Below are 26,785 nucleotides of genomic sequence, written 5' to 3'. Positions count from 1 at the left end.
ATGCGCCCCCTCGGGGGGCAGCGAGCGCCAGCGAGCGTGGGGGTTCCATGCCCGGATCCGGCTCTGCCGGTCCGCGGCATGCGCCCCCTCGGGGGGCAGCGAGCGCCAGCGAGCGTGGGGGTTCCATGCCCGGATCCGGCTCTGCCGGTCCGCGGCATGCGCCCCCTCGGGGGGCAGCGAGCGCCAGCGAGCGTGGGGGTTCCATCAGTCCCTGAAGTTGTTGAAGGACAGCGGGACGTCGGTGACGTCCTTGCGCAGCAGCGCCATGGCGGCCTGCAGGTCGTCCTTCTTGGTGCCGGTGATGCGCACGGTGTCGCCCTGGATGGCGGCCTGCACCTTGAGCTTGCTCTGCTTGACCAGCTGCTGGATCTTCTTGGCGGTGTCGCTGTCGATGCCGGCTTTCACCGGCAGCACCAGCTTGAGCTTGTCGCCGCCCAGCTTCTCGGGCTTGACGCTCAGGTCGAGGAAGCGGGCGTCGACGCCGCGCTTGGTGAGCTTGGCCATCAGCACGTCCTGCACCTGGCTCAGCTGGAAGTCGCTGTCGGCGAAGAGCGTGAGCGTCTTGTCCTTGCCCTTGTCGGCCAGCTCGACGCGGGCGTCCGAGCCCTTGAAGTCGAAGCGGGTGCCGATCTCCTTGTTGGCCTGGTCGGCCGCATTGCGCAGCTCGACGAAATTGGGTTCGAGAACGGTGTCGAAGCTGGGCATGGCGATGGTTGTCCGAAAGACGACAGGGGCAGGCCGGCCGGCGGGCCAGGCGGATGGGCGAAAATTCTGCCATGCAGGACCCCCGCCCGGCCGACGCGGCCGCCTCGCCTTCGCCCGACGCCGCGCCGCTGGGGATCGAGCACGATGTGCCCTTGCGCGAGCACAACACCTTCGGGCTGCCCGCCACGGCGCGCCGGCTGGTGCGCATCCGCCACGAATCCGACGTGCGGCGCGTGCTCGCCCACCCCGAGCTGGGCCGGGCGCCCAAGTTCGTGCTCGGCGGCGGCAGCAACGTCATCCTCACCCGCGACATGCCGGAGCTGGTGCTGAAGGTGGAGGTGCGCGGCATCCGCGTGGTGCGCGAGACCGACGACGCGGTGGTGGTGGAGGCGGGCGCCGGCGAGCGCTGGCACGACCTTGTCGCCTGCACGCTGGACATGGGGGTGGGCGGGCTGGAGAACCTGGCCCTCATTCCCGGCACCGTGGGCGCCGCGCCCGTGCAGAACATCGGCGCCTACGGCCTGGAGCTGGCCGACCGCTTCGCCTCGCTGGACACCGTGGACCTGGTGACGGGCCGCACCGTGACGCTGGACGCCAGCCAGTGCCGCTTCGGCTACCGCGACAGCGTCTTCAAGGGCGCGCTGGCCGGCAAGAGCGTGATCACCCGCGTGCGGCTTCGCCTGCCGCGGCCCTGGCGGCCCGTGCTGGGCTACCTCGACCTCGAGCGCAAGGTGGCCGAGACCGGCGTCACCGAGCCCGACGCCCGCACGGTGTTCGACTGGGTCTGCGCCATCCGCCGCGCCAAGCTGCCCGACCCCGCGCGGGTGGGCAACGTGGGCAGCTTCTTCAAGAACCCGCTGGTGAGCGCCGAGCAGTGCCGCGACATCATCGCGCGCGACCCGCACGTGGTGCACTACCCCATGCCCGACGGCCAGTTCAAGCTGGCGGCGGGCTGGCTCATCGACGCCTGCGGCTGGAAGGGCAAGGCCATCGGCCATGCGGGGGTCTACGACCGCCAGGCCCTGGTGCTGGTGAACCGCGGCGGCGCCATCGGCTCCGAGGTGGTCACGCTGGCGCGGGCCATCCAGGAAAGCGTCTACGGGCGCTTCGGCATCCGCCTGGATCCGGAGCCGGTGATCGTCTGACCGGGAGGGCACGCGGCTGCGTCAGCCGCGCGGCTCCGGCTCCAGCAGGCCCAGGCGGCGGCACATGGTCTGGCTGGCCTGCCAGGCCATGCGCAGCGACACGATGGCCGCGTCGGCGTCGTCGTCGCTCCAGGGGCCGGCATGGGCATGCACGGCCTCGGCGCGCTCGGCCAGCCACGGCATGCCCATGAGGTGGGCGGCACCCTTGAAGCGGTGGGCGCTGCCGGCCACCGCCGCGGCGTCACGGCGCTGCAGCGCGTCGATCAGGTCCGCCCAGGCGCGGGATGCGTCACCGAACAGGTCGGCCACCAGCACGCGCACCGCGGGCAGCCCGAGCAGGCCGCTCAGATCGGCCAGCGCCTTGGCGTCCACCGCCACCGGCGCCTCCGTGCGGCCGCGTGCGGGGGTGGCGTCGACGCCGTCACCCGGGGGCACGGGCGGCGTGGCGGGCGGCTCCCCGCCGGCCAGCGGGCGCGGCGCGCCGGGGGGCGCGGGGCCGTCCACGCCGAAGAACGCCAGCAGCAGCGATTCCAGCGCCGCCGCATCGAACGGCTTGACCAGGTGCGCGTCGGCCCCGGCGGCGGCCATGCGGTCGCGGGTGGCGTCGAAGGCATCGGCCGTGACGCCCACCACCTTCACGGTCGACAGCGGCCTGCCGCAGGTGCGCAAGGCCTGCAGGGCCCGCACCCCGTCCAGCACCGGCATGTGCACGTCCATCAGGATCAGGTCGGGCACGGCGCGTTGCGCCTCGTCCAGCGCCGCCTGGCCGTTGGCCGCGAACCGCACCTGGTGGCCGGCGCGCTGCAGCAGCGCGCCCACGTACTGCCGGTTGACGGCGTGGTCCTCGGCCACCAGCACGTCCAGCGCGCGCGGCAGGTGGCGCGCGGCGGCCGGCTCTGCGCGCCGGGGCGCCACCTGGGAGCCCGTCGTCTCCACCAGCGGCACCTCCAGGCTGAAGGTGCTGCCCAGGCCGGGGCTGCTGTCCACCAGGATGTCGCCGCCCATCAGCCGCGCCAGCCCGCGCGAGATCTCCAGGCCCAGCCCCGTGCCGCCATGGGCGCGGCTCACGCTGTCGTCGCCCTGGACGAAGCGCTCGAAGAGCTGCTGGCGCAGGTCGGGCTCGATGCCGCGGCCGGTGTCGCGCACGCGAAAGGCCATCCACACCGCCTCGCTGTCGTGCAGGGGCCGGCCGCGGGTGGGCGCGCGCTCGATGAGCAACTCCACCTCGCCGTGGTCGGTGAACTTGATGGCGTTGGACAGCAGGTTGAACAGCACCTGCTTCAGGCGCGTGGCATCGGCCAGCACGGTGTGCGGCGTGCCGGGCGCGATGCGCCACTCCAGGCGCAGCTGGCCGGCCGCCGCGGCGGGCGCCATGACGGTGTGCACGGCGCGCGCCAGCTCGCCCAGGTCCACCGCGTCGCGCCGCAGGGACAGCCGGCCCTGCTCCAGGCGCGACGCGTCGAGCAGGTCGTTGAGCAGCGCCAGCAGGTGGGTGGCGGATTCACGTGCCGTGCGCAGCGTGCGCCGCTGCACCTCGTCCAGCGGGCTGTCGTCCAGCAGCGCGAGCATGCCCAGCACGCCGTTGAAGGGCGTGCGCAACTCATGGCTCATGTTGGCGAGGAACACGCTCTTGCTCTGGTTGGCCACCTCGGCGCTGGCGCGCGCGGCGTCCAGCCGGGCCGCCAGCTCGCGCAGCTCGCCCTGCCGCCGGCCGGCCTGGCGGAGCTGGCGCAGCAGCAGCAGCGCGAAGCCGGCGGTGACCAGCGCCTGCACCAGCGTCAGCGACAGCGCCAGGCGCTGGTGGTCGTGCAGCGCCCGGCTGCGTTGCAGCGCGCGCTCGGCGGCCTGCTGGCTGGCGGCGCGGGACAGCCGGCGCAGGTCGGGCATCAGCAGCTCCAGATCGTCCCGCAGCGAGGCGATGGCGTCGGCCGTGGGCGTGCTCGTGCCCAGCAGGGCCACGGCCCGTGGCTGCCAGGCGCGCAGGGCCTGCAGCGTGCCCGCGGGTGCCGGGAGGGCGGAGGAAGGGGCCGACTCCGCATCCGGCGACGACTCACCCTGCAGCGGCGCCATCAGGCGGCCTGCCTCGGCCAGCCGCTCGCGCGCGCGGTGCCAGGGCACGGCAGCGGGTGGCGTGTCCGGTGCCGGCGGTGGCACCGCATGCAGCGCGTCCAGCAGCGCCTGCAAGGAAGCCTCCAGCTCGAACAGCCGCCAGGCCTGCCGGCTGTCCTGCGGCGTGGCCGCATCGCCCGCCACGCGGTCCAGGCGCAGGTGCAGCCATCCGGTGGCCAGCAGCGTGAGCAGCAGCACGGTGCCCACGCCCCACATGAGGCGCTGCACCGTGGCCGGTGCCCAACGGCCGCGCGTCGCGTCCGGCGCCACGGCGGGCGCCGCCTCGGCGGGCGGGGCGCTCACGGCGAGGGCGGGCGCAGGGGGCCGGGGGCCTGCGGACCAGGGGCGGGGGGGCGGAGGGGCATGGTGCGGAGCCGCGATTCTAGGCAGCCCCGCCGGGCCCTCACGGTGCGCGGCCGGCCATGACCGGGGCCGCCACGCCCAGGTGGCGCAGGGCACGCTGCACCACCCGGGCGTCGTTGCTGGCCCGGTGCCGGTCCACGCGCAGCCGGCGCTGTGCCGCGGCGAACGCGCGGTCCCACCGGGCGGCCTGCGATTCGTCGAGCAGCTGCCGCAGGTGGGCCAGGCGGAATGCCGGCGCCACCCCGGCGGCGTCGAACAGGCGCGCGAGCCAGGGGTAGTCGTGCGCCCAGTTGTCGGTGTAGGCCAGGCGCCCGGCCAGGTCGTCGTTGAGCATGCGCGCCACCACCGCCACCGGGCGGCCGTGGCGGCGCAGCAGGTCCCGGTCGATGCCGTGCAGGCGCTGGGCCCGCTCGTCCCAGTGCGTCCAGCCGGTGGCCGGCTGCACGAGTGTGCAGCGGGCGCCGCCATCCGGCAGCACGTAGCCCACCTCGATGGGGTAGCTGCCGGGTCCGAACCCGGAGGCTTCGATGTCGATGACGCAGGGCAGCATGGGATGCCGGGCGGACGCCGGGCAGGGGTGTGCGGCGGCGCGCGGTGCCCCCGGCGCGAGCAAGTGCTGTGCCGGCCGGCGGGGCACGGACGCCTGTCCCGGCGGTGACAGGGGGGCCCCGGGCATGCCCGGTGGTGGGGGCGGGCCGGGCGCGGCTATACCGGCAGATCGACGCCGCGCGCCTGCGGCCGCCACCTTCCGATCCCGCCATGATCCCTTCGCACCGCCCCCATCTCGCCCACTGGCCGCGCCGCCTGCCCCATGAGCTGGCGGTGCCCCAGACCAGCCTGTGGTTCAACCTCGAGGTCTCCGCGGCCCGCCATCCCGACAAGCCGGTGGCCTGGTTCTTCGGCACCTCGCTCAGCTATGCCGCGCTCAAGGCGCAGGCCGAGACGCTGGCAGGCTGGCTGCAGGCCCAGGGCGTGCGCCGGGGCGACCGCGTGGCGCTGTTCCTGCAGAACTGCCCGCAGTACCTCGTGGCCTTCTATGCCGTGATGCGCGCCGACGCGGTGGTGGTGCCGGTGAACCCGATGAACCGGGTCGACGAGTTCGGCCACTACATCACCGACCCCGGGACCCAGGTGGTCATCTGTGCGGCCGACCTGGCGCCCATCGTGGCCGAGGCCGACGCGCGCCTGGCGCCCGGGCAGCGGCTGCGTGCCATCCTGGCGACCCGTTATGCCGACATGCTGCCCGAGGTGGTGCCGCCGGACCTGGAGCCGCCCGCGGCCATGGGGCAGTGGCTGAGGGCCGACCCGCCGCTGCCGGCGGGCGTCACCCGCTGGGCGGATGCGCTGGGCGCGGGCCTGGCGCCTGCGGGCCCGTCGCAGGCGCAGCCCGACGACCTGGCCCTGCTGCCCTACACCTCGGGCACGACCGGCCTGCCCAAGGGCTGCATGCACACGCACCGCACGCTGATGCCCAACACGGTCGGCGGCGGCCTGTGGGGCTTCGCGTCGGCCGAATCGGTGAGCCTGGCCGTGGTGCCCATGTTCCACATCACCGGCACGCTGTACGGCGTGCTCGCGCCGGTGTATGCCGGCTCCACCATGGTCATCCTGCCGCGCTGGGACCGCGAGCTGGCCGGGCGCATGATCTCGCGCTACCGGGTGACGCACTGGACCTGCATCCCCACGATGATCATCGACCTGTTCGCCAGCCCCAACTACCGCAGCTTCGACCTGTCCAGCCTGCTGTACCTGTCGGGCGGCGGGGCGGCCATGCCGGCGGCGGTGGCCCAGCGGCTGAAGGACGAGTTCGGCCTGTCCTTCGCCGAAGGCTACGGGCTCACGGAGACCGCGGCACCGAGCCACGCCAACCCGCCCGAGCGGGCCAAGCTGCAATGCCTGGGCATGCCCATCTTCGGCGTGGACTCGCTGGTGGTGGACCCCGAGACCCAGCAGGCGCTGCCGCCGGGCGAGGTGGGCGAGATCATCACCAGCGGGCCGATGGTGTTCCAGGGCTACTGGCAGCACCCGCAGGCCACGGCCGCGGCCTTCGTCGAGAAGGACGGCCGGCGCTACTTCCGCACCGGCGACCTGGGCCGCATCGACGAGGACGGCTACTTCTTCATCACCGACCGCCTCAAGCGCATGATCAACGCCAGCGGCTTCAAGGTGTGGCCATCGGAGGTGGAGCTGCTGCTGTATGGCCACCCGGCCGTGGCGGAGGCCTGCGTGATCGCCGCGAAGGACGCCTACCGCGGCGAGACCGTGAAGGCCATCGTGGTGCTGCGCCCGGAGGCGCGGGGTCAGGTGAGCGAGCAGCAGATCATCGACTGGGCCCACGAGCACATGGCGGCCTACAAGGCGCCGCGCATCGTGCAGTTCGCCGAGGCCCTGCCGAAGTCGGGCTCGGGCAAGGTGATGTGGCGGCTGCTGCAGGAGAAGGAGCCGCACTGAGCGCCGGCCGCCTGCCCGGCGCGGCTCAGAACAGCGAGCGTCCGGTGAGCGTGGTGAAGCGTTCCAGCGCCACGCTGCCGGCCAGCGAGTTGCCCGATGCCTCCAGCGCCGGCGACCAGACGCACACGCCCAGCTCCCCCGGGATGTGGCCGACGATGCCACCGCCCACGCCGCTCTTGCAGGGGATGCCCACGCGGTAGGCGAAGTCGCCCGCCGCGTCGTAGGTGCCGCAGGTGAGCATGAGGGCCGACAGGCGCTTGGCCGAGCTCTCGCTGACGATGCGCTCGCCCGTCCACGGGTTGACGCCCCCGTTGGCCAGGAAGGCCACCGCGCGCGCCAGGTCCACGCAGTCCATGCGGATGGCGCAGTGCCGGCAGTAGGCGTCGATGACGTCGTCCACCGGATTGACCAGGTTGCCGAAGCTGCGCATGAAGTGCGCCATCGCCCGGTTGCGGAAGGCGGTGTCCAGCTCGCTGCGCGCCACGCGCAGGTCGTAGTCGATGCCGGTGTTGCCCGACAGCCGGCGCACGAACTCCACCAGCGCCGTCTCGGGGTTGACGAAGCGGGTGCAGAGCACGTCGGTCACCACCAGCGCCCCGGCGTTGATGAACGGGTTGCGCGGGATGCCTTTTTCCGTCTCCAGCTGCACCAGCGAGTTGAACGCGGTGCCCGAGGGCTCGCGCCCCACGCGCTGCCACAGCGCGTCGCCCAGGCAGGTGAAGGCGAGGGTGAGCGAGAACAGCTTGGAGATGGACTGGATGGAGAACGGCACGCGTGCATCACCGCACGCATGCACGCTGCCATCGAGCGTGACGACCGCCATGCCGAACTGGTCGGGGTGCACGCCCGCCAGTTCGGGGATGTAGCGGGCCACCTCGCCCTGGACGGCCAGGGGCCGTGCCTCCTGCTCGATCTGCTCGAGCACCGTCGAATAGCCGCCCATCGTCACCCGCGGGGCATCACTTGCCCAGCCGCTGCCAGAGGTAGGCCATCTCCAGGGCCTGGCGGTCGGCGTGCTGGAAGTTGTCCGCGCCGGCGCCGTGGCCGCCTTCGATGTTCTCGTAGTACAGCACCTCGTGCCCTTGCTCCATCATCCGGGCGGCCATCTTGCGTGCATGGCCGGGGTGCACGCGGTCGTCGCGCGTGCTGGTGATGATCAGCGGGTGCGGGTAGCGCACGCCGGGCTTCACGTTGTGGTACGGGCTGTAGCGGGAGATCACGGCCCAGTCCGCCGGCACGTCCGGGTTGCCGTACTCGGCCATCCAGCTGGCGCCTGCCAGCAGCTGGTTGAAGCGCCGCATGTCCAGCAGCGGCACCTGGCAGACCACCGCGTTGAACAGCTCGGGGCGCTGGGTCATCACCGCGCCCACCAGCAGGCCGCCGTTGCTGCCACCCATGATGCCCAGGTGGCGCGGGCTGGTCACCTTGGCGGCGACCAGGTCCTCGGCCACGGCGATGAAGTCGTCGTAGCTCTTCTGCTTGTTCGCCTTGATGGCCGCCTGGTGCCAGCCGGGGCCGAACTCGCCGCCCCCGCGGATGTTGGCCACCACCATCACGCCCCCCTTGGCGTACCAGCCGGTGCCGAAGGCGCCGGAGTACCAGGGGTTCATGGGCACCTCGAAGCCGCCATAGCCGTACAGCAGCGTGGGGTTGCTGCCGTCTGCCTTCGCGCCCTGCGGCCAGATCACGAAGTAGGGCACGCGCGTGCCGTCCTTCGAGGTGGCGAAGCGCTGCTCCACCTTCATGCCGGCCGCTGCGAAGTAGGCGGGGCGTGACTTGATCTTCTCCAGCGTGTCGCTGGTGGTGCTGCCCATCAGCAGGCTGTCGGGCGTGAGGAAGTCGACGTAGGTGGCCGTGAAGGCCTCGGCCAGCGGGTCGTTGGCCACCTTGGGGTCGTGCAGGCCCGTCACCGCCAGGGTGCCGGGGTAGGGCGCGGCGATGTCCTTCTTCGCCCAGCTGCTGTCGGCGCGGCGCGACCAGGCCTCGGCCCGGCCGGCCACGTTGTCCAGCACGTTGACCAGCACCTGGCTGCGCGTGAACGAGTAGCCCGACAGCGAACGTGCCGGCGTGGGCGTGAACAGCGCGGTGAAGCGGCGCTCGCCCTTCAGGTACGCGGTGGCGTCGGCGGCCAGCAGCGAGCCGCGTGGCCAGGTCGCGCCGCCCACGGTCCAGTCGCTGCGCAGTTCGACGAGCACCAGGTCGCGCCAGAACGCGAGCTGCGCGTCGGCCGGCTTGTCCAGCGTGACGGGCTTGTCGCCACGCAGGCTGCCGGCCACCGCGATCTCGGTGCTGAAGAAGTCGGGCGAGCGGCCGAAGGTGGTGCGTTCGAAGCCCGGCGTGTCGTCCACGTTGACGAAGGCGGAGACGTCGGTGGCGCGGCCCTCGTAGACGGTGACCGCCTGCGCCAGCGGCTGGCCGCGCTGCCAGCGCCTGATCACGCGCGGGTAGCCCGAGTCGGTGAGTGAACCGGGGCCGAAGTCGGTGCCGACGAACACCGTGTCCTCGTCCAGCCACTCGACGATGCTCTTGGCCTCGGGCAGGGCGAAGCCGCCCTCGACGAAGCGCTTGGTGGCCAGGTCGAATTCACGCACGACGGTGGCGTCCGCGCCGCCGCGCGACAGCGACACGAGGCAGCGCGTGGAGCGCCCGCCCAGGCAGCTGGCGCGCGACCACACCCAGTTGGTGCTCTCGGCCTTGCCCAGCGCGTCCACGTCGAGCAGCACCTCCCACTTGGGCGCGGGCTGGCGGTACTCGGCGAGCGGCGTGCGGCGCCACAGGCCGCGGGGGTGGTCGGCGTCGCGCCAGAAGTTGTAGAACCAGTCGCCCTGGCGCGTGGCGTACGGGATGCGTTCCTTGGCGTCCAGGATCTGCTTGAAGCGGGTGCGGTTGGCGTCGAAATCCGGGTGCGCCTCCAGGACCTTGCGGCTGGCGGCGTTGCGCTCCTTCACCCAGCCCAGGGCCTTGTCGCCCTGCACGTCCTCCAGCCACAGGTACGGGTCGGCCGGCATGGGGCTGACCGGGGCCGAGGCGGTGGGGGCGGCGGGCGCAGGGGGGGTGGCCATGGCGTGGAAGGTGGCGACGGCCATCAGCGTGGCGGCCAGGGGAGTGAGCAGGTGTCGTGGCATGGGTGGGGGTGGCGGGTGCTCGGTGTCGCGGTGGCGACGGGCGGCGCCGCCAGCCGGATGGGCGACGGCGGGCCGATCATAGAGGTGGCTGGCGCGCCGCCTCGTCAAGCACGGTCATCGTCCCGCCGGCGTGGCCGACTTCAGCGCCACCGGCGCGATCTCCACCGAGCTGCGGCCGTTGCCCACCCAGATGTGCCCGTCCTGCACGGTGATCTGCAGCTGCATGCCGCGCTCGGCCAGCGCGGCGAGTTCCTGGCTCTGGGCGGCAGGCACCTGCCAGACCTCCAGGTTGCCCAGCCGCGCCACCTTGCCCTGCAGGGCCGACCACCAGATCGGCACGGCGCTGCTGTAGGCCCACAGGCGCACGCGCTCGGAGCGGCCACAGGCCTTGGCCAGGCGCCGGTCGTCCGGCTGGCCCACCTCGATCCACTGCACCAGCGCGCCGGTGAGGTCCTTCTGCCAGAGGTCGGGCTCGTCGGTGTCGGACAGGCCGGCGGCGAACTCCAGCGCGCCGCGGTCGGTGTCCGGCGGCACGGCCAGGGCGAACGCGAGCACGCGCATCATCAGCCGCTCGTCCGTCTCGGACGGGTGGCGCGCCAGGGTCAGGGCGTGGTCGGCATAGAGCGACCGGTCCATGTCGGCGATCTGCAGCTGCGCCTTGTAGATGGTGGATTTGAGGGCCATGGGTGCGCCGCGGAGCGGGCGGCGTCGGGCAGGGTGGGGCGCGGATGGTATCAACCGCCGGCCGGGGCCAATCCCCGCGCGCCGGCGCGGTGGGAGGGCGGTGGCATCATCCCGCGATGATCGACACCGACAACCCCCTGCTGCAGCCCTGGTCGGCCCCGTTCGGCCTGCCGCCCTTCGACCGCCTCCAGCCGGGGCACTTCGCGCCCGCGCTGCGCGAGGCGATGCGCCGGCACCTGGCCGAGCTGGACGCCATCGCCGCGTGCGACGAGGCGCCCGGTTTCGACAACACCGTGGCGGCCTTCGACCGTGCGGGGGCCCTGCTCTACCGCCTGGATGCGCTGCTGGGCAACCTCACCGCCTCGGCCACGTCGGCCGAGCTGCAGGCGGTGCAGCGGGAGATGGCGGCGCCGCTGGCGGCGCACGAGACGGCCGTGCGCATGCACCGCGGCGTCTTCGCGCGGCTCGATGCCCTGCACGCCGCGCGCGACACGCTGCCGCTGGACCCCGACCAGCGCCGCCTGCTCGAGCGCCTGCACGCCGACGCGGTGCGCGCCGGGGCGCGCTTCAGCCCGCAGGAGCAGGCGAGCTACAGCGCCATCGTCGAGCAGCTGGCCACGCTGACCACGCGCTTTGCGCAGAACGTGCTCGCCGACGAGGCGGCCTACCAGCTGCGTCTCGAGGGTGAAGCCGACCTGGCGGGCCTGCCCGGCTTCGTGCGCGCGGCGGCGCGCCAGGCGGCGGCCGAGCGTGGCCTGCCGGCGGGCAGCCACGTCATCACGCTCAACCGTTCGCTCATCGTGCCCTTCCTCACCTTCAGCGAGCGGCGCGACCTGCGCGAGGCCGCCTGGCGCGCCTGGGTGGGCCGGGGCGAGGGGGGCGGCGACACGGACAACCGCGCGCTGATTCGCGACATCCTGCGCCTGCGGCAGCAGCAGGCGGCGGCACACGGCCACGCCTGTTATGCCGACTACGCGCTGGCCGACACCATGGCCGGCACCTCGCAGGCGGTGCGCGACCTGCTGGACGAGGTGTGGCGCCGCGCCTTGCCGGCGGCCGAGCGCGAGCGCCAGGCGCTGGTGGCCATGATGCGCAGCCATGACGTGGGCGCCGGGGATGGCGAGCTGCAGGCCTGGGACTGGCGCTACTGGTCGGAGAAGGTGCGCCAGGCCCGCTACGCCATCGACGAAGCCGAGCTCAAGCCCTACTTCCCGCTGGAGCGCATGGTGGAGGCGGCGTTCGATTGCGCTCAGCGCCTGTTCGGCGTGCGCTTCGAGCGCCGGCCGGACGTGGCGGGCTACCACCCCGACGTGGTGGCCTACGAGATGTTCGACCCACAGGGCGCGAGCGCCGGCCTGTTCCTGCACGACAACTTCGCGCGGCCGGGCAAGCGTTCCGGCGCGTGGATGAGCGAGTTCGACTACCAGTCGGTCAACCGCGGCGTGGCCGCGCCGGTCATCGTCAACAACAACAACTTCGCCAAGGGCGAGGCGGGCTCGCCCACGCTGCTGTCGTTCGATGATGCGCGCACCCTGTTCCACGAGTTCGGCCACGGGCTGCACGGCCTGCTGTCACGCGTGCGCTACCACCGCCTGGCGGGTACGCAGGTGCTGCGCGATTTCGTGGAGCTGCCCTCGCAGCTGTTCGAGCACTGGCTGAGCCAGCCGGAGGTGCTGGCGCGCCACGCGCGCGACTGGCAGACCGGCGAGCCGATTCCCGCCGCGCTCATCACCAAGCTGCAGGCGGCCCAGCGCTGGGGCCAGGGCTACGACACGGTGAGCTACACGGGCAGCGCCCTGGTCGACCTGGCGCTGCATGCGCGCACCGACGGCGAGCCGCCGGCCGACGTGTGCGCGTTCGAGCGCGAGACGCTGGCCGCGCTGGGCATGCCGGCCGCCATCGGCGTGCGGCACCGGCTGGTGCATTTCCAGCACCTGTTCGCCGGCGCCGCGTATGCCAGCGGCTACTACGTGTACCTGTGGGCGGAGGTGCTGGACGCGGACGCGTTCGATGCCTTCGAGGAGGCCGGCGACCCCTTCGATGCGCAGGTGGCGGCGCGCCTGCACCGCCACATCTACGCCGTGGGCGACAGCGTGCCGCCCCAGCAGGCTTACACCGGCTTCCGCGGGCGCTTGCCGGCGTTGGAGCCGTTGCTGTCGAAGCGCGGCTTGCTGGAGCCGGCCGCCGACTTGGGCGCGAAGCGGGGCTGAGCCGGACGCGCGTCGCCGTAGGGGCGGTCACGCCCCTCGGGACGGTCGCTCCGGCGCGGCTCGAAGCCGGGCCGGTCCGACGGCGCGAAGCGCGGGTCGTGGCGGTCGGCGCGGAAGCCCGCGTGGCCGTGCGGCGCACGGTGCTCGCCGTGGTGGCCGCCCGGATGCCCGCCGTGGTGACCACCCGGGTGGCCGCCATGGCCCTGGCCCGGCCGGCCGCCGAAGAAATCGCCCACGCGGCCATAGCCCGGGCCGCTGCGCGAGCCGCCGAACTTGCCACGCGGCGCGCCGGCGCGCGGCGGGCGCTGCACGGTGTCCGGCACCGGGCGCTTGGGTTCCAGGCCTTCCACCGTGGCCACCGGGATGGGCTGGGTGGTGTAGTGCTGGATGCGGCGGATCATCGGCACGTCGCGGCGCTCGGCCAGCGTCACGGCACGGCCGGCGCGGCCGGCGCGGCCCGTGCGGCCGATGCGGTGCACGTAGTCCTCGGCCTTGAGCGGCAGGCCGTAGTTGATGACGTGGCTGATGGTGGGCACGTCGATGCCGCGGGCGGCCACGTCGGTGGCCACGAGGATGCGCAGGTGGCGCGAGCGCAGGCCCTGCAGCACACGGGTGCGGCGGCCTTGCGGCATGCCGCCGTGCAGCGAGGCGACCTTGTGGCCCATCTCGTGCAGGCGGTCGGCCAGGCGGTCAGCGTCGATCTGGGTGCTGGTGAACACCACGGCCTGGTCCACGTCGCGGTCGGTGAGCAGGTGGTCGAGCAGCGCGTGCTTGTGGTCCAGGTCGTCGGCCCACATGATCTGCTGCGCGATGTTCTCGTGCTTCTCGGTGTGCGCGGCGATCTCGATGCGCTCCACGTCGTTGCGCTGCAGGCGCTGGGCGAGCTGGCCCACTTCGCCGGCGAAGGTGGCGCTGGCCATGAGCGTCTGGCGCTGGGCCGGCAGGGCCGCGGCGATGTGCTCGATGTCCTCGATGAAGCCCATGTCGAGCATGCGGTCGGCCTCGTCCAGCACCAGCATCTCCACGTGCTCCAGCACGGCCTTGCCGCTGCCGAGGTGGTCGATCAGGCGGCCCGGGGTGGCCACCAGGATGTCCAGCGGGCTGCGCAGGGCCTTGAGCTGGGCGCCGTACGGCACGCCGCCCACCACGTTGGTGACGGCCAGCCAGGGCACGAAGCGGCCATAGTCGATGGCGGCCTTGCACACCTGCATGGCCAGCTCACGGGTGGGCACCAGCACCAGCACGCGCGGGCCACGCACCTCGCCGCGCTTGGGCTTGTTGGCGGGGTCCTTGCGGGCCTCGAGCACGCGCATCAGCGCGGGCAGCACGAAGGCGGCCGTCTTGCCGCTGCCGGTGGCCGAGCACACGCGCAGGTCACGGCCGGCCAGGGCGGCCGGAATGGCACGCGACTGCACCTCGGTGGGTTGTTCGTATTTCGCGGCTTGGAGCGCGCGCAGGAGGGCCTCATCGAGGCCGAGCGATTCAAACGTCATGACAAGTCCTTGCACGCGGCCCTTCAGTCAGGGGACGCGCACGGTCGGGCTGGTGAAACACATCGCCGCCGACCGCGCCCGCGGCTGGTTACGCGGGCCTTCAAGGACTCCCTTTGCCACTCACGCCGCCAAGAGCAGGCAGCCGGGCAAGTAAAGACAGTGGGAGGTCAGAGGGGATGAACGATTCGCGTACCGGGCCTCGAAACGCTGCGGTGCAGCTTGCCCTGAAGATCGCGAACGGCGGATTCTATCGTAAACCCTAGGAATGCGCCAGGGGCCTTCCCGGCCTGCTTCACACGCCTTCACATGCGCCCCGCACAATCCGGCGGTCATCCCGCCGTGCCCACCATGATGCGCTCCCGCCTGGCCCTGCTGGCCGCCTTCGCCTCGCCCGTGCTCGCCGTCGCCCAGGCCTCGCGGCCCGACGCGCCACCCTCGCCGCCACCGCCCGCCAGCCCGGCGGCCAGTGCGGTGGCGCCCGAGGTGCAGCGGGTGGAGGTGACAGGCGGGCGGCCCACCGACGTGCAGGAGCGCCGCCAGTCCACCGCGGCCAAGATCATCGTGGGCCGCGAGGAGATCGAGCAGTACGGCGACGCCTCGCTGGGCGAACTGCTCAAGCGCCTGCCCGGCGTCACGGTGAGCGGCAACGCCGGCCGGGGCGGCAACATCCGCATGCGCGGCCTGGGCGGCGGCTACACGCAGATTCTGCTGGACGGCGAGCGCGTGCAGGGTGGCCTGTCGCTCGACGCGATCGACCCGGAGATGGTGGAGCGCATCGAGATCCTGCGCGCGCCCACGGCCGAGACCGGCGCCCGCGCGGTGGCCGGCACCATCAACATCATCACCCGCGAGGGCTTCCGCAAGCGGCTGAACGACCTGAAGCTCAATGCCGGCCTGGAGAACGGCATCGTCACGCCGAGCCTCAACTGGACACGGGACGACAAGTGGGACGACGTCACCACCCACCTGTCGCTGAACCTGTGGTCCTGGCGGCGGCGCGACGAGGGCGAGACCACCACCACCACCGTCGAGAACGGGCAGACCTTCGTGCAGCGCGAGGGCAGCCGCGACGAGGCGCACCGGGCGGGCATCAACGCCAACGCGCGGCTGCAGTGGCCGCTGGGCGAGGGCCAGAGCTTCACACTGATGCCGTTCCTCTCGTTCAACCAGGGCGGCAGCGACCGGCGCCAGGCCCTGGTCACCACCGGCACGCCGCCGGACGGGCTGACGCTGTACGACCTGGCCGAGGGCGACCACGCAGGCCGGTTCATGCTGGCGCGCCTGAACGCGAACTGGCGCGCGCGCCTCGGCGAGGGCCGCTTCGAAGGCCGCGGGGGCGTGGGTGCCTCGCAATCGACGAACGAGTCGGTGCGCCGGGAGTTCGATGCAGACGGCTACCTGCTGCGCACCGTCGACGACACCAGCGACTCGCGTGAGCGCAATGCCCACCTGAACGCCAAGTACTCGCTGCTGCTGGAGAACGGCCACAGCCTCGTCAGCGGCGTGGAGCTGGACCTTGCGCGCCGCACCGAGGCGCGCACCACGCTGGAGGACGGCGAGCCGCAGCTCAGCGAGTTCGGCGGCAACCTCCGGGCCGCCACGCAGCGCGTGGCCGTGTATGCGCAGGACGAATGGAGCCTGTCGTCCCAATGGGCCGCGCACGCGGGCCTGCGCTGGGAGGGCATCACCACCGAGGGCGAGGGGGCGGACGCGGTGACGGAGCGCAACACCTCCAGCGTGTGGACGCCGCTGCTGCATGCGGTGTGGAAGCCCGAGCCCAAGTCGCGCGACCAGGTGCGCCTGAGCCTGACGCGCAGCTACCGCTCGCCCACGCTGCAGAACCTGCTGGCGCGCCCGGCCCTGTCCACCCGCTACCCCACGGACGGCACCAACACGCCCACCCACCCCGACCGCGCCGGCAACCCCGCGCTCGCCCCCGAGCTGGCCACCGGGCTGGACATCGCCCTGGAGCGCTACCTGCCGGGCGGCGGGCTGCTCAGCGCCAATGTGTTCCACCGCCGCATCAGTGACCTCATGCGCACACTCACCACCCTGGAGGACGTGCCCTGGTCGGACGAGCCGCGGTGGGTGGCGCGGCCGCAGAACGTGGGCGAGGCCACCACCCAGGGCGTCGAGCTGGAGGCTCGCTTCAAGCTCAGCGAGCTGCTGGACGATGCACCGGGCGTGGACCTGCGCGCCAACGTGAGCGTGTTCCGCTCCACCGTGGACAGCGTGCCGGGCCCCGACAACCGCCTGGAGCAGCAGCCCGGCGGCACGGCCAACCTCGGGGCCGACTACCGCTGGCCCGGCCTGCCGATCACGGTGGGTGGCAACGTCAACCTGACCCCGGGCTACCGCACGCGACTGTCCGAGGCGCAGTGGATCGTGCAGGCACCCAAGCGCGTGCTGGACGCCTACGCCCTCTGGACCCTGCGGCCCGACATGCGGCTGCGGCTGTCGGCGAGCAACCTGCTGGCCCAGGACGCCGAAAGCCGCGGCGCCACCCGGGCGGAGGACTACGCCGAGACATCGACGTCGCTGTCCCCCACCTACCTCAGCTGGCGGGTCAGCCTGGAGCTGAAACTCTGACCTGCTGGCCCCCGGCGGCGTGCACGCGCACCACCTGGCCGGCGCGGATCTTCGCGGTCTTGCGGGTCTCCACCACGCCGTCGACCTCCACCTCGCCGGCGACGATCCATTGGCGGGCGGTGCCGCCACTGGGGGCCAGGCCGCTGGCCTTGAGCAGCGCATCGAGTGCGATGTGCTCGCCACGCAGGACGAGTTCGAGGGTGTTGTCGGGCATGGGGGGATTGTCGCGCGGCCGCCGCGCCGGCATTGACAGCGGCCGGCCACCCGGCGCACAGTGCGACTCGGCGCGGCACGTGGCCGCCCGGGCTCAGCCGAGCCAAGCGCCATCAAGCGCCATCAACCGCCATCAACCGCAGAGGAGGCCACCATGGATGAAGTCGTCACCACCCGCCTCGCGGTTCGTCCCTCGCGCCCTGCCTTGATGCGCTGACGCTTCAGCGCCCCGTCGGGCCTCCGACGGGCGATCCGCACCCCACCGTTCCTTCCGGCCGGCCCGTCCAGGCCCGGCTGCCGCATGCGCGCCCGCACGGTGCTGCGCATGGCCCTGTCTTGCGGATCTCCCGTCACCATGCTCGATTCCATCGACTTTCCCGCCCTGCGCGGCGTCGGCCTCACCCAGGCCGTGCTCGCGCAGCTGTTCCACCTGCGCGCGGAGCCGGGCGACCGGCTCATGCGCATCACCGAGGTGCAGCGTGACCGCCTGCGCCTGCACGATGGCCACGCCGACACGGTGGCCGCCCTCTGGCCCACGCTGCGCATCGCGCTGCAGATGGGCGACGAACGCCTGGTCGTGGGCGACTGGGTGCTGGTGCGCCCGCCGGTCGCGGGCGATGACAGCGCCTGGGTGGTGGCCCGCGTGCCGCCCGTCACCCACCTGGTGCGGCGCGACGAAAGCGGCCAGCGCCAGCCGTTGGTGAGCAACGTCGACACCGCGCTGCTCGTCATGGGCGCGGGCGCCGATTTCAACCTGCGGCGCCTGGACCGCTACCTCGCGCTGGTGCGGCTGGCCGGCATCGAGCCGGTCGTCGTGCTGAGCCAGGCGGACCTGTGTGGCGACATCCCCGCGCGCGTCCAGGCCGTGCATGCGCACCTGGGCGGTGAGGCGGGGGCCAGCGTGGCGGTGCTGGCGCTGGACGGGCGCGATGCCTCGGCCGCCACGGCCCTGGCGCCCTGGCTGGTGCCGGGCCGCACGCTGGTGCTGCTGGGCTCCAGCGGCGCGGGCAAGAGCACGCTCACCAATACGCTCACCGGCGCCACCGGCGACGACGCCCAGGCCACCGGCGGCGTGCGCAAGGGCGATGGCCGTGGCCGGCACACCACCACGGTGCGATCGCTGCACCGCTGCCTGGGCGGCGCCTGCATCATCGACACGCCGGGCCTGCGCGGGCTGCAGCTGGATGCCGACGAGGCGCAGCTGGACGCGGTGTTCGAGGACATCGCCAGCCTGGCCGGGCATTGCCGCTTCCGCGACTGCCGGCACGAGGACGAGCCGGGCTGCGCCGTGCGCGACGCGGTGCCGGCGGGCCGGCTGCTCAGCTACCAGAAGCTGCAGCGCGAGGCGCGCCGGCACGAGATGACGCTGCTCGACCGGCAGCGCCAGATGGCCGAGTGGAAGGCGCGTTCGCGCGGCGCCAAGGCGGTGGACCGGGCCAAGCGCGGGCACATCGGCTGAGCCCGCGCCGGCGGGCGCAGGGCGCTGCCGCTCAGCGTGGCTGGGCGGCGCGCCAGTCCTGCACGGCCTTGAGCGTGGCGGCCACGTGGCCGTCCGGGTCCATGCTCTGGTAGGCCAGCAGCACCTTGCCCTGCGGGCTGATGACGTAGGAGATGCGATTGGCCATGCTCGGCACCACGGCGATCTGCGCGTCGTACTGGCGGATCACCTTGGCGCCCGGGTCCGCTGCCACGGCGAACTGGCTGCGGCAGGCCTCCACCGAGAACTTCTTCAGCGTCTCGATGTCGTCGTTGGACATGCCGACCACCGTGGCGCCCAGTGCCGTGAACCTCGGCGTGGCCTCGGCGAACTGGTGGGCCTCCACCGTGCAGCCGCTGGTGAAGGCCTTGGGGTAGAAGTACAGCACCACCGGGCCCTTCTTCAGGGCATCGGCCAGCACGAAGCGGAAGGGCTGGCCGGCCAGGGCACCGTCGGCGCTGAAATCGGGCGCAGCCGCGCCCACCGCCAGCGCGGCATGGGACAGGCCCGGCAGCGCGCAGGCGGCGGCCAGCACCAGGCTGACGCTCAGCCGCCGGCGGCGCGCAGACGGGGTGGCAGGCAGGGGAGCAGGGGGGCGGTGGGCGGGCGTGTGCATAGCGCGATGGTGCCTCGGATCAGGGCCGCGCGCACTCGCACGCGGGGTTGCCCATGTCCAGCACGATGCGCCAGACGCCCGGTGCCTCCTGGCGCCACACCGAGTTGAAGCGCCCCACGAGCTTGCCCGCCGGGTCGCGCACCGGCCCGGCGCTCAGCGCCAGATGGCCGTCGCTCATCACGAGCACCTGGTCGGGCTCCCAGGAGAACGGGGCCTGCGGGCCATCGAAGAAGCGTTGCCACGCCGACACCACGGCGGCCGGGCCGCGCAGCGGCCCCTGGGCACCCTGGAAGACGGTCTCCTCGGACAGAAAGGCCTGGAAGGCCTCCAGGTCGCGGTCGGCCATGGTCTTGGCGAAGGCGCGCTCGGTGGCCATCACGGTGTCGCGCAGGCGGTCGGACGGCGTGGGGGCCGCGGTGGCCTGCGCCCAGGACCCGGGCGTGGCCAGGCCAAGGCCCAGGGCGGCCAGCAGGTGCCGGCGGGTGGACAGGGGGCGGGAGGGCAGCGGCGTCATGGCATGGGCGGCATCGGGCAACAGCGTGGGTGACGGGGCGGGCGTTGCGCGCGACCGCGCGAGTGCCGGTGCTCAGGGCCCGGTGCCCAGGCGGTCGAGCGCGTCCTCGGCCTCGCGCACGTCCTTGGTGTACTCGTCGAGGTAGCGCTGGCGCTCCTCGCTGCGCCATTCTGCGTCGGAGAACGCGCTCAGCGCGTAAGCAGCTGTGGTGTGCACGGTGCCCGTCCGCCGCGGCAGCAGCGCCCGGTCCGGGAAGGCGTCGGGCTTGAGCAGGAAGGCCTCCACGTCGCGCAGCACCAGCGGGAACGCCGGCTGGCCGTCGCGCAGCAGCCTGCCGAACACCTGCAGGCGCAGCTCGCCCGGCCCGGCGCCCAGCTCGCCGTTGAAGGTGGCCAGCGCGAAGGGCTTGCCGCGCACGTCGTCGATGCGGCCGCTGGCGACGTAGCGGCCCGGGCGCAGCACCTGCACCGGGAGGTACAGGTTCAGCGATCCCTGCTCGACGGCCTCGCGCACGCCGGTGCCCCAGGTGGCCGGCACCTCGGGCGAATAGATCACGTCGAAGAAGGCGTAACCGGGGTGGTCGCCCGACTGCAGGGCCAGCTCCACGCGGATCACGCCGTCGAGCTGGGCGAAGCCCTGGCTGGCCGGGTGCAGGCGGAAGCTCAGCACGCCGTCGCCGGCCCGCGCGTCGCCTGCGCGGCCGTCATCGGTGAAGCGCACGTTCACCGCGGGCACGCGGGACGCCCGCACCCCCGTGGCGCCCTCGTGCGCGAAGGCGCGCGGCACCTCCAGCGGCAGCCGGCGGCCTTCCGCGTCCACGGCGGCCACGGTGAGCAGCACGCCCTCGTCGCCCTGGGCGAAGACGCGTTCCTGGGTGGTGCGCAGGTTGAGCCCCTCGACGACCGCGCCGCCTGGGTTGCGCAGGGGGCGCTCCTCGACGATGGGCCGGTTGGGGTAGACCTGGTCCGGGTGCGCGGCGATGGGGCGCGACTCGTGGGGGTAGCGCGTGGCCTCGCGGTAGTTGTCCAGCGTGAAGCGGGCGCGCTGCAGGCGCTGCTCCCACAGCGCGCGCTGCGCCTGCCACTGCTCGGCCGTGAGCGACGCCGGGCGCGGCGTGGCGGATGCGGCCGCCGGGGGCGCCGCCGCCGGCCCCGCCGGCGCTGGCGCCAGGGCCACCGCGTCGTGCGCGGCCTCGCCGGGCCACCACGCGGCCAGCAGCAGCAGGGCGGCGGCAGCCACGCCGCCCGCCAGGGCCAGGCGGCGACGGGTCACCGCGCGTTGGCCTCCATGTCGGCGCGCACCTTGCTCACGATGCCGCCCCAGTTGCCGTTGGTGTAGTGGTTGAACGACTCGGTGCTGTCACGGAAGGCCACCGAGTGGTAGCCCCACTTGGCGCGGCCGCCCTCGTTCTTGGCGGTGCCCAGCGTCAGGTCGTTGCAGAACCAGTCGCTGGGGTTGCAGTAGGAGCCGCCGCCGGTGCCGGCCACGCCGCCCGAGGAGTGGTAGGCGATGGCCTCGTCGTCCTGGCCGGGCAGGATGAACGAGTACAGGGTGCCGCTCGCGCCCGCGTACATGTACATCCAGGTGGCGCGCGTGGCGCTGTGGTCGTACATGGCGCGCGCCGTGCTGGTCTTGAGGTCGGACACCAGCGGCTCGCTGATCGCCCAGTCGCCCGAGTTGGCCAGCTCGGAGCCGCCCGCGGCGCCGCCGGCCACGTCCACCCACTTGATGTTCCAGCCGGTCTGGGTGCTGCCGTTGAGGTCGCCGCACTGGCCCGCCGCGTTGGGGGTGGCGTTCTTCAGCTTGCGCGCCGTGCCGCCGTACATCGCCAGGGCGTAGCCGATCTGCAGGTTGCCCGCGCTGTGCACGGCCACGTAGCACCAGTTGTTGCCGGTGCAGTAGCAGTCGAGCGCGTCGCGCACCAGGTAGTTCTGGTCGGCCACGTGGTTGTAGCCGTCCCAGTTCACCGATTTCTTGTTCACCCCGGCGTTGGCCGTGGCCGGGCCCCAGTAGGTGAAGTCGGCGTGGTTGCCGAGCTGGCCGCCGCCGGTGCGGCCGTTGATCCACAGCGAGTAGTTCGTGGCGTGGGCCACGGCCGCCAGGCCGCCCGCCACCGCGGCGGCCATCAGCACGCCGCGCATCGTCCTTCCAGCCATGCCTGTCTCCTCGGTGTTGTTCGAAAAAAGAACGACCGTTCGCAAAACGGCCCGCACATGATGCGCGGGCCGTGCGACCGAGAAAAGACGGGGCTAACCCGATCGGCGGGCGATCAGCGGCCGGCGCCGTCGAGCCGCATGGTCTGGCGCAGGAACATCACCGTCGCGTAGAACTGGAAGTCCGCGTTTTCCTTGCGGGCGAAGCCGTGGCCCTCGTTCTCGGCGCGCAGGTACCACACCGGCGTGCCGTTGGCGCGGGCGCGCTGCACGATCTGCTCGGCCTCGGTGTAGGGCACGCGGGGGTCGTTGCGGCCCTGGATGACGAACAGCGGCTTGGTGATCCTGGACGCGTTGGTGAGCGGGGAGATGCGCTCCAGGTGGGCGCGCATGGCCGGGTCGCGCTCGTCGCCGTACTCCACGCGCCGCAGGTCGCGCCGGTAGCTTTCGGTGTTGTTCAGGAAGGTGACGAAGTGGGAGATGCCCACCACGTCGATGGCGCCGGCGATGCGGTCGGCGTAGTGCGTGGCGACCGCCAGGCTCATGTAGCCGCCGTAGCTGCCGCCCGCCACCACCACGCGCGAGGCGTCCAGGTTCGGCTGGGTGGCGATCCAGTCCAGCAGCGCGCCGATGTCCTTGACCGAATCCTCGCGCTGGAAACCGTTGTCCAGGGCGAGGAAGGTCTTGCCGTAGCCGGACGAGCCCCGCACGTTGGGCTGCAGCACGGCGATGCCGAGTTCCTCCACGTAGTAGTTGTTGCGGTTGAGGAAGCCGAAGGTGGCCTGGCCTTCCGGGCCGCCGTGGATGTTGATCAGCACCGGACGCTTGCCGGTGAAGCGCGCGGGCGGCAGCGTGAGCAGACCCGAGATCGGGCGGCCGTCGAAGCTCTTCCAGCGCACGATCTGCTGCGGCGCGAAGCGCGAGGGGTCCACGCCGGGCGGCGCGTAGGCGCGCGTCCAGGCCTGCACCCGGCCACTGTCGGCGTCGAGCGTGTAGACCTGGCTCGGGCCCGCCGCACTGTTCAGGGCGAAGGCCACCTCGTTGCCCCCGCGGGGGTGGAAGCGGATGCCGCCGAGGCTGCCCGCGGGCACGGCCGGGGCCGGCAGCTCCTTGAGCGTGCGTGCGTCGAACAGGCGCAGCTTCTCCTGGCCGTCCTCGTTCAGCGTCAGGGCGGCCAGGCGGCCGTCGTCGCTGAGGTCGCCGCCCGAGACATCCCACGGGATGTGGCCGGTGACGCGGGTGATGGCACCCGGCTGGCCGTCGGCGCCGAGCGCCACCTGCAGCATCTCGTTGAACTCGCCCATGCGGTCGCTGACGACGAACAGCGCGCGGCCATCGCGCGAGAACGCACGCGGGAAATGCGTGGCCTTGAGCGCCTGGCCGGGCGCCGGCAGCAGCTGGCGGCGTTCGCCGGCGCGCGGGCCCTCCAGGTCGATCACCCACACCTGCGACTCGTTGGCCGACAGGTAGTTGACGAGCGCCAGCTGGCGGTTGTCGCGCGAGATGGCGCCAACGCCCCAGCCGCCGCCGGGCAGCGTGGCCACCAGGCGCCGGCCCTCGGGCTGCTCCGGGTTCATCAGCCACAGCTGGGTGTCGATCTGGGCGCGCGAGGCGCCCTGGGCCGTGCGGTCCAGTGGCACCGACGTGTGCAGCAGACGGCCGGGCTGGCCGGCCTGCGGCCACAGGAAGCCCTGCAGGTCGTGGCGCTGGTCGGGGTCGGTCACCTGCGTCACCGCGCGGGTGGCCAGGTCCATGCGGTGCAGCTGCGTCACCTCGTTGCCACCCGTGCCCCGCTCGAAGACGATGTAGCGGCCCTCGGCCGGCTCATAGGCGGCGGTGGTGACCGGGTCGGCGAAGTCGGTCAGGCGCTCCGGCTCGGCCATGGGGGCGGTGAGGCGGAACAGCTGCGCGGTGCTGGCGCCGGCGGCGCGGTGCGCCACCAGCATCTCGCGCCGCGTCGGGTGCCAGTCGACGAAGCTGTGGCCCCGGAAATCGGTGTAGCGGGCCACCGCGTCGGCCAGCGCCTGCGGCACGGGCGGGATGCCCTCGACGTGCAGGTTGGCGTTGGGGGCGACGGTGGCCGAGGACGCGCCAGGCGCCGCGGCGGGCGGTGGCGCCACCCCCGCGCAGGCGGCCAGCACGACGGCGGCGGACGCGACGGCAACGCGGGCCAGCCGGCGGGGACGGGCCAGGCGGGAACGGGACGACAGGGCAGGAGGCATGGTCGGGCTCGAGTCTTGCTGGCTGGGGCGCTCGTGGCGCCGGCCGGCGGGCGTGGACGGAATGCGGACGTGGCCCGCGGCGCTCGCGGGCCGGCCGACTGTACCGCCGCCCGCAGGCCCTAACATCCGGCGCTTGCCCACCCCACGGACCCCACGGACCCCACCATGGCCGCTGCCAGCCTGCTTGCCCTGCTTGACGACATCACCACCGTCCTGGACGACGTGGCCGTGCTCACCAAGGTCGCCGCCAAGAAGACGGCGGGCGTGCTGGGGGACGACCTGGCGCTCAACGCCCAGCAGGTGGCCGGCGTCCGGGCCGATCGTGAGCTGCCGGTGGTGTGGTCGGTGGCCAAGGGGTCCTTCATCAACAAGGCCATCCTCGTCCCGGCGGCGCTGCTCATCAGTGCCTTCGCGCCCTGGCTGGTGACGCCGCTGCTGATGGTGGGTGGCGCGTTCCTGTGCTTCGAAGGGGCGGAGAAGCTCGCCCACCGCCTGTTCCACAGCGCCGAGGAAGACGCGCAGGACCGCGCCGAGCTCACCGAGGCCCTGGTGCAGGGCGAGGACCTGGTGGTCTTCGAGCGGGACAAGATCAAGGGCGCCGTGCGCACCGATTTCATCCTGTCGGCCGAGATCATCGCCATCACGCTGGGCGCTGTCGCGGGCACCTCCCTCACCACCCAGGCCAGCGTGCTCACCGTGGTGGCGCTGGTGATGACGGTGGGGGTGTACGGCCTGGTGGCCGGCATCGTGAAGCTCGACGACGCGGGCCTGGCGCTGAGCCGGCGCGCCAGCGGCGGCGCGCAGCGCCTGGGCCGCGCGCTGCTGGTGGCCGCGCCCTGGCTGATGCGCGGCCTGGCCGTGGCGGGCACCGCGGCCATGTTCCTGGTGGGTGGCGGCATCCTCGTGCATGGCATCGCCCCGCTGCACCACGCCATCACCGACGCCGCCCATGCCACGGGGGCGGCCGGCGTGCTGGTGGAGATGCTAGGCAACGCCCTGGTGGGCATCGCGGCCGGCGTGCTTCTGGTGGCCGTGTTCCAGGCGGTGCAGCGGCTGCGCGGGGTGTCGCGCGGGGTGTCGGACAAACACTGACAGCGCTGGCCGCCCGGGGCCGACAGTGCGGCGCGGCGGCGCCCCCTGACGGCCGCGCACGGCAGCGCCTAGAGTGGTTCCAAGCGCCACGCGGGCCCCTTGGTCACCCGCCCATCCCCGGCGCACCGTGGAGACCCCGATGGAACTGCCTCTCGACACCGCGGCGGCCGCACCCGCCAGCCACCCGCGCTACGCGCTGCGTTTCCAGTCCCTGTTCCAGCAGGGCCGGGCGATGGTCTTTCCCTGTGACGAGCAGGGGCACGTGGACCTCGACGCCTTGAGCGACCGGGCGCGCCAGAACTACCTGTACGCCCGCGCCGTGATCGGCTTCGAGTACGCCACGCCGTCGGTCACGCGCGACTACTCGGCCGAGCTGCACTGAGCGCGCGCCTCACCGCGGTAGCGCGCCAGCAGCGCCTGGCGCCTCGACGGCTGCAGGTTGGCCCGGGTGACATCGCCCCCGTAGTGCGCCAGCACCCGCCGGTCCATCACCGCGAACCACAGCGGCGGCACATACGCCAGCAGCAGCATGGCGGCGTAGCCCGAGGGCAGCTGCGGGCTGTGGTCGAAATGGCGCAGCGCCTGGTAGCGCCGCCCGGGGTGGGCGTGGTGGTCGCTGTGGCGCTGCAGCTGGTACAGGAACAGGTTGGACAGCGCGTGGCTGGAGTTCCAGGAGTGTGTGACGTCGCAGCGCTCGCGCCGGCCGTCGTCCTGCACGGCACGCAGCAGGCCGTAGTGCTCGATGTAGTTGACCACCTCCAGCAGGGAGGCCCCGTACAGCGCCTGCACCGCCAGGAACACCAGCACGCCGGGGCCGAAGGCCGCCGCCAGCGCCGCGTACAGCGCGACGGTCATCGACCACGCCTGGAGCAGCTCGTTGCGGGGGTGCCAGGCGGGCAGGCCACGCGCCGCCAGCCGGCGCGCCTCCAGACGCCATGCCGAGGCCAGGCCGCCGGCCATCGTGCGCGGCAGGAAGGCCCAGAAGCTCTCTCCCAGCCGGGCGCTGGCCGGGTCGTCGGGCGTGGCCACGCGCACATGGTGGCCGCGGTTGTGCTCCACGAAGAAGTGCCCGTAGGCCACCGGCGCCAGCACCACGCGCGCCAGCCAGCGCTCCCAGGCGGGGCGCTTGTGGCCGAGCTCGTGGGCAGTGTTGATGGCCACGCCGTTGATGCCGCCCACCGTCAGCACCAGGCCCGCCCAGCCGGCGATGCCCAGCGGCATGGACGCCGCGATCACGCAGCCCAGCCCCGTGGCCGCGTACTGGAACGGCACGAAGGCCACCACCACCCAGCGGTAGTACGGGTCGGCCTCCAGCGCCGGCACGGCCGTTTCGGGCGGGTTGCGGGGGTCGGTGCCCCACAGCGCATCCGCCAGCGGGATGACGCCGTACACCACCGCCGGCAGCAGCCACAGCCACAGCAGCTCGCCGGACCGCCAGAACGACAGCAGGTGCCAGGCCGCCGCCGCGGCGAACGCGGGGCTCAGCAGCCAGAGGTGGCGGCGCGGGTCGCGCCAGGGGGGTGGGGCGCTCATGGGAGTGGGGTCCGGCCCGCCTGGCGGCCTCCGCCCTCGGGGCGGCCCGGCGGGCTCATGGTCCAATCCTCCGCCCGGCGCGGCGCCCGGT

The 26,785-nt window shown here is 73.1% G+C and carries 21 protein-coding genes; 7 read left to right on the top strand and 14 right to left on the bottom strand.

Translation table 11 applies throughout. From position 1 onward, the window contains the following. Nucleotides 1–204: 204 nt before the first annotated feature. Nucleotides 205–705, bottom strand: coding sequence for a YajQ family cyclic di-GMP-binding protein (locus ACE3UN_RS01560; protein WP_374673137.1), 501 nt, complete (start codon nt 703–705; stop codon nt 205–207). A gap of 128 nt (nt 706–833) precedes the next feature. Between ACE3UN_RS01560 and murB the strand changes: the two genes are divergently transcribed. After that, nucleotides 834–1,850 carry a UDP-N-acetylmuramate dehydrogenase gene (murB, locus tag ACE3UN_RS01555; RefSeq protein ID WP_374673188.1) on the top strand — a complete coding sequence of 339 codons (1,017 nt, stop codon included), beginning with the start codon at nt 834–836 and terminating at the stop codon, nt 1,848–1,850. Between the two features lie 21 nt (nt 1,851–1,871). Here murB and ACE3UN_RS01550 read toward each other — a convergent pair whose 3' ends face one another. Next, entirely contained in the window at nt 1,872–4,262 is a 2,391-nt protein-coding gene (locus ACE3UN_RS01550; protein WP_374673136.1) for an ATP-binding protein, read from the bottom strand. Between the two features lie 100 nt (nt 4,263–4,362). Continuing rightward, nucleotides 4,363–4,872 carry a hypothetical protein gene (locus tag ACE3UN_RS01545; RefSeq protein ID WP_374673135.1) on the bottom strand — a complete coding sequence of 170 codons (510 nt, stop codon included), beginning with the start codon at nt 4,870–4,872 and terminating at the stop codon, nt 4,363–4,365. A 209-nt stretch (nt 4,873–5,081) separates the two neighbouring features. Here ACE3UN_RS01545 and ACE3UN_RS01540 point away from each other — a divergent pair, with 209 nt between their 5' ends. Beyond that, nucleotides 5,082–6,773: a long-chain fatty acid--CoA ligase gene (locus ACE3UN_RS01540; RefSeq protein WP_374673134.1), complete on the top strand. Its 1,692-nt coding sequence runs from the start codon at nt 5,082–5,084 to the stop codon at nt 6,771–6,773. 25 nt (nt 6,774–6,798) lie between these two features. On the opposite strand, the gene ACE3UN_RS01535 is transcribed toward ACE3UN_RS01540, so the two are convergent. From ACE3UN_RS01535 to ACE3UN_RS01525, 3 genes are all read right to left on the bottom strand, one after another. Continuing rightward, nucleotides 6,799–7,716 carry a glutaminase gene (locus ACE3UN_RS01535; protein WP_374673133.1) on the bottom strand — a complete coding sequence of 306 codons (918 nt, stop codon included), beginning with the start codon at nt 7,714–7,716 and terminating at the stop codon, nt 6,799–6,801. A 16-nt stretch (nt 7,717–7,732) separates the two neighbouring features. Further along, nucleotides 7,733–9,898 (bottom strand): prolyl oligopeptidase family protein, encoded by a 2,166-nt coding sequence (locus tag ACE3UN_RS01530; RefSeq protein ID WP_374673132.1) that lies wholly within the window; start codon nt 9,896–9,898, stop codon nt 7,733–7,735. Between the two features lie 114 nt (nt 9,899–10,012). Beyond that, nucleotides 10,013–10,582 carry a YaeQ family protein gene (locus tag ACE3UN_RS01525; protein WP_374673131.1) on the bottom strand — a complete coding sequence of 190 codons (570 nt, stop codon included), beginning with the start codon at nt 10,580–10,582 and terminating at the stop codon, nt 10,013–10,015. Between the two features lie 116 nt (nt 10,583–10,698). Here ACE3UN_RS01525 and ACE3UN_RS01520 point away from each other — a divergent pair, with 116 nt between their 5' ends. Next, nucleotides 10,699–12,792 (top strand): M3 family metallopeptidase, encoded by a 2,094-nt coding sequence (locus ACE3UN_RS01520; RefSeq protein WP_374673130.1) that lies wholly within the window; start codon nt 10,699–10,701, stop codon nt 12,790–12,792. On the opposite strand, the gene ACE3UN_RS01515 is transcribed toward ACE3UN_RS01520, so the two are convergent. Further along, nucleotides 12,693–14,285 carry a DEAD/DEAH box helicase gene (locus ACE3UN_RS01515; RefSeq protein WP_374673129.1) on the bottom strand — a complete coding sequence of 531 codons (1,593 nt, stop codon included), beginning with the start codon at nt 14,283–14,285 and terminating at the stop codon, nt 12,693–12,695. The two genes, ACE3UN_RS01520 and ACE3UN_RS01515, sit on opposite strands and share 100 nt — an antisense overlap. A gap of 348 nt (nt 14,286–14,633) precedes the next feature. On the opposite strand from ACE3UN_RS01515, the gene ACE3UN_RS01510 reads away from it, so the two are divergent. Beyond that, nucleotides 14,634–16,874: a TonB-dependent receptor plug domain-containing protein gene (locus ACE3UN_RS01510; protein ID WP_374673128.1), complete on the top strand. Its 2,241-nt coding sequence runs from the start codon at nt 14,634–14,636 to the stop codon at nt 16,872–16,874. On the opposite strand, the gene ACE3UN_RS01505 is transcribed toward ACE3UN_RS01510, so the two are convergent. Further along, nucleotides 16,852–17,088 carry an RNA-binding S4 domain-containing protein gene (locus tag ACE3UN_RS01505; protein ID WP_374673127.1) on the bottom strand — a complete coding sequence of 79 codons (237 nt, stop codon included), beginning with the start codon at nt 17,086–17,088 and terminating at the stop codon, nt 16,852–16,854. The genes ACE3UN_RS01510 and ACE3UN_RS01505 overlap by 23 nt on opposite strands. 300 nt (nt 17,089–17,388) lie before the next feature. Between ACE3UN_RS01505 and rsgA the strand changes: the two genes are divergently transcribed. Further along, the gene (gene rsgA / locus ACE3UN_RS01500) at nt 17,389–18,546 is read left to right on the top strand and encodes a ribosome small subunit-dependent GTPase A (protein WP_374673126.1); all 1,158 of its coding nucleotides are present in this window, start codon (nt 17,389–17,391) and stop codon (nt 18,544–18,546) included. A 31-nt stretch (nt 18,547–18,577) separates the two neighbouring features. Here rsgA and ACE3UN_RS01495 read toward each other — a convergent pair whose 3' ends face one another. The 5 genes from ACE3UN_RS01495 to ACE3UN_RS01475 all read right to left on the bottom strand — a co-directional run bounded on the left by ACE3UN_RS01495 (nt 18,578) and on the right by ACE3UN_RS01475 (nt 24,069). After that, nucleotides 18,578–19,180, bottom strand: a complete 603-nt coding sequence (locus ACE3UN_RS01495; protein WP_374673125.1) for a peroxiredoxin — start codon at nt 19,178–19,180, stop codon at nt 18,578–18,580. A gap of 19 nt (nt 19,181–19,199) precedes the next feature. Next, the gene (locus ACE3UN_RS01490) at nt 19,200–19,694 is read right to left on the bottom strand and encodes a DUF4440 domain-containing protein (protein WP_374673124.1); all 495 of its coding nucleotides are present in this window, start codon (nt 19,692–19,694) and stop codon (nt 19,200–19,202) included. Between the two features lie 72 nt (nt 19,695–19,766). Further along, complete coding sequence (locus ACE3UN_RS01485; protein WP_374673123.1) at nt 19,767–20,966, bottom strand: hypothetical protein; 1,200 nt, start codon at nt 20,964–20,966, stop codon at nt 19,767–19,769. Continuing rightward, entirely contained in the window at nt 20,963–21,850 is an 888-nt protein-coding gene (locus ACE3UN_RS01480) for a hypothetical protein (protein ID WP_374673122.1), read from the bottom strand. Before ACE3UN_RS01480 ends, ACE3UN_RS01485 begins: the two co-directional genes overlap by 4 nt. 113 nt (nt 21,851–21,963) lie before the next feature. Continuing rightward, a complete protein-coding gene (locus tag ACE3UN_RS01475; protein WP_374673121.1) occupies nt 21,964–24,069 on the bottom strand; it encodes a prolyl oligopeptidase family serine peptidase in 2,106 nt (701 codons plus the stop codon). 165 nt (nt 24,070–24,234) lie between these two features. On the opposite strand from ACE3UN_RS01475, the gene ACE3UN_RS01470 reads away from it, so the two are divergent. Continuing rightward, on the top strand, nt 24,235–25,161 hold the full coding sequence (locus ACE3UN_RS01470; RefSeq protein WP_374673120.1) for a DUF808 domain-containing protein: 927 nt from the start codon (nt 24,235–24,237) through the stop codon (nt 25,159–25,161). A 139-nt stretch (nt 25,162–25,300) separates the two neighbouring features. After that, nucleotides 25,301–25,543, top strand: coding sequence for a hypothetical protein (locus ACE3UN_RS01465; protein WP_374673119.1), 243 nt, complete (start codon nt 25,301–25,303; stop codon nt 25,541–25,543). Here the strand turns inward: ACE3UN_RS01465 and ACE3UN_RS01460 are convergent. Further along, entirely contained in the window at nt 25,522–26,694 is a 1,173-nt protein-coding gene (locus ACE3UN_RS01460; RefSeq protein ID WP_374673118.1) for an alkane 1-monooxygenase, read from the bottom strand. The two genes, ACE3UN_RS01465 and ACE3UN_RS01460, sit on opposite strands and share 22 nt — an antisense overlap. Nucleotides 26,695–26,785 lie beyond the last annotated feature (91 nt).

The organism is Ideonella sp., assembly GCF_041918995.1.
Classification (GTDB): Bacteria; Pseudomonadota; Gammaproteobacteria; order Burkholderiales; family Burkholderiaceae_C; genus Ideonella.
This window is presented reverse-complemented; position numbering and strand designations above follow the sequence as displayed.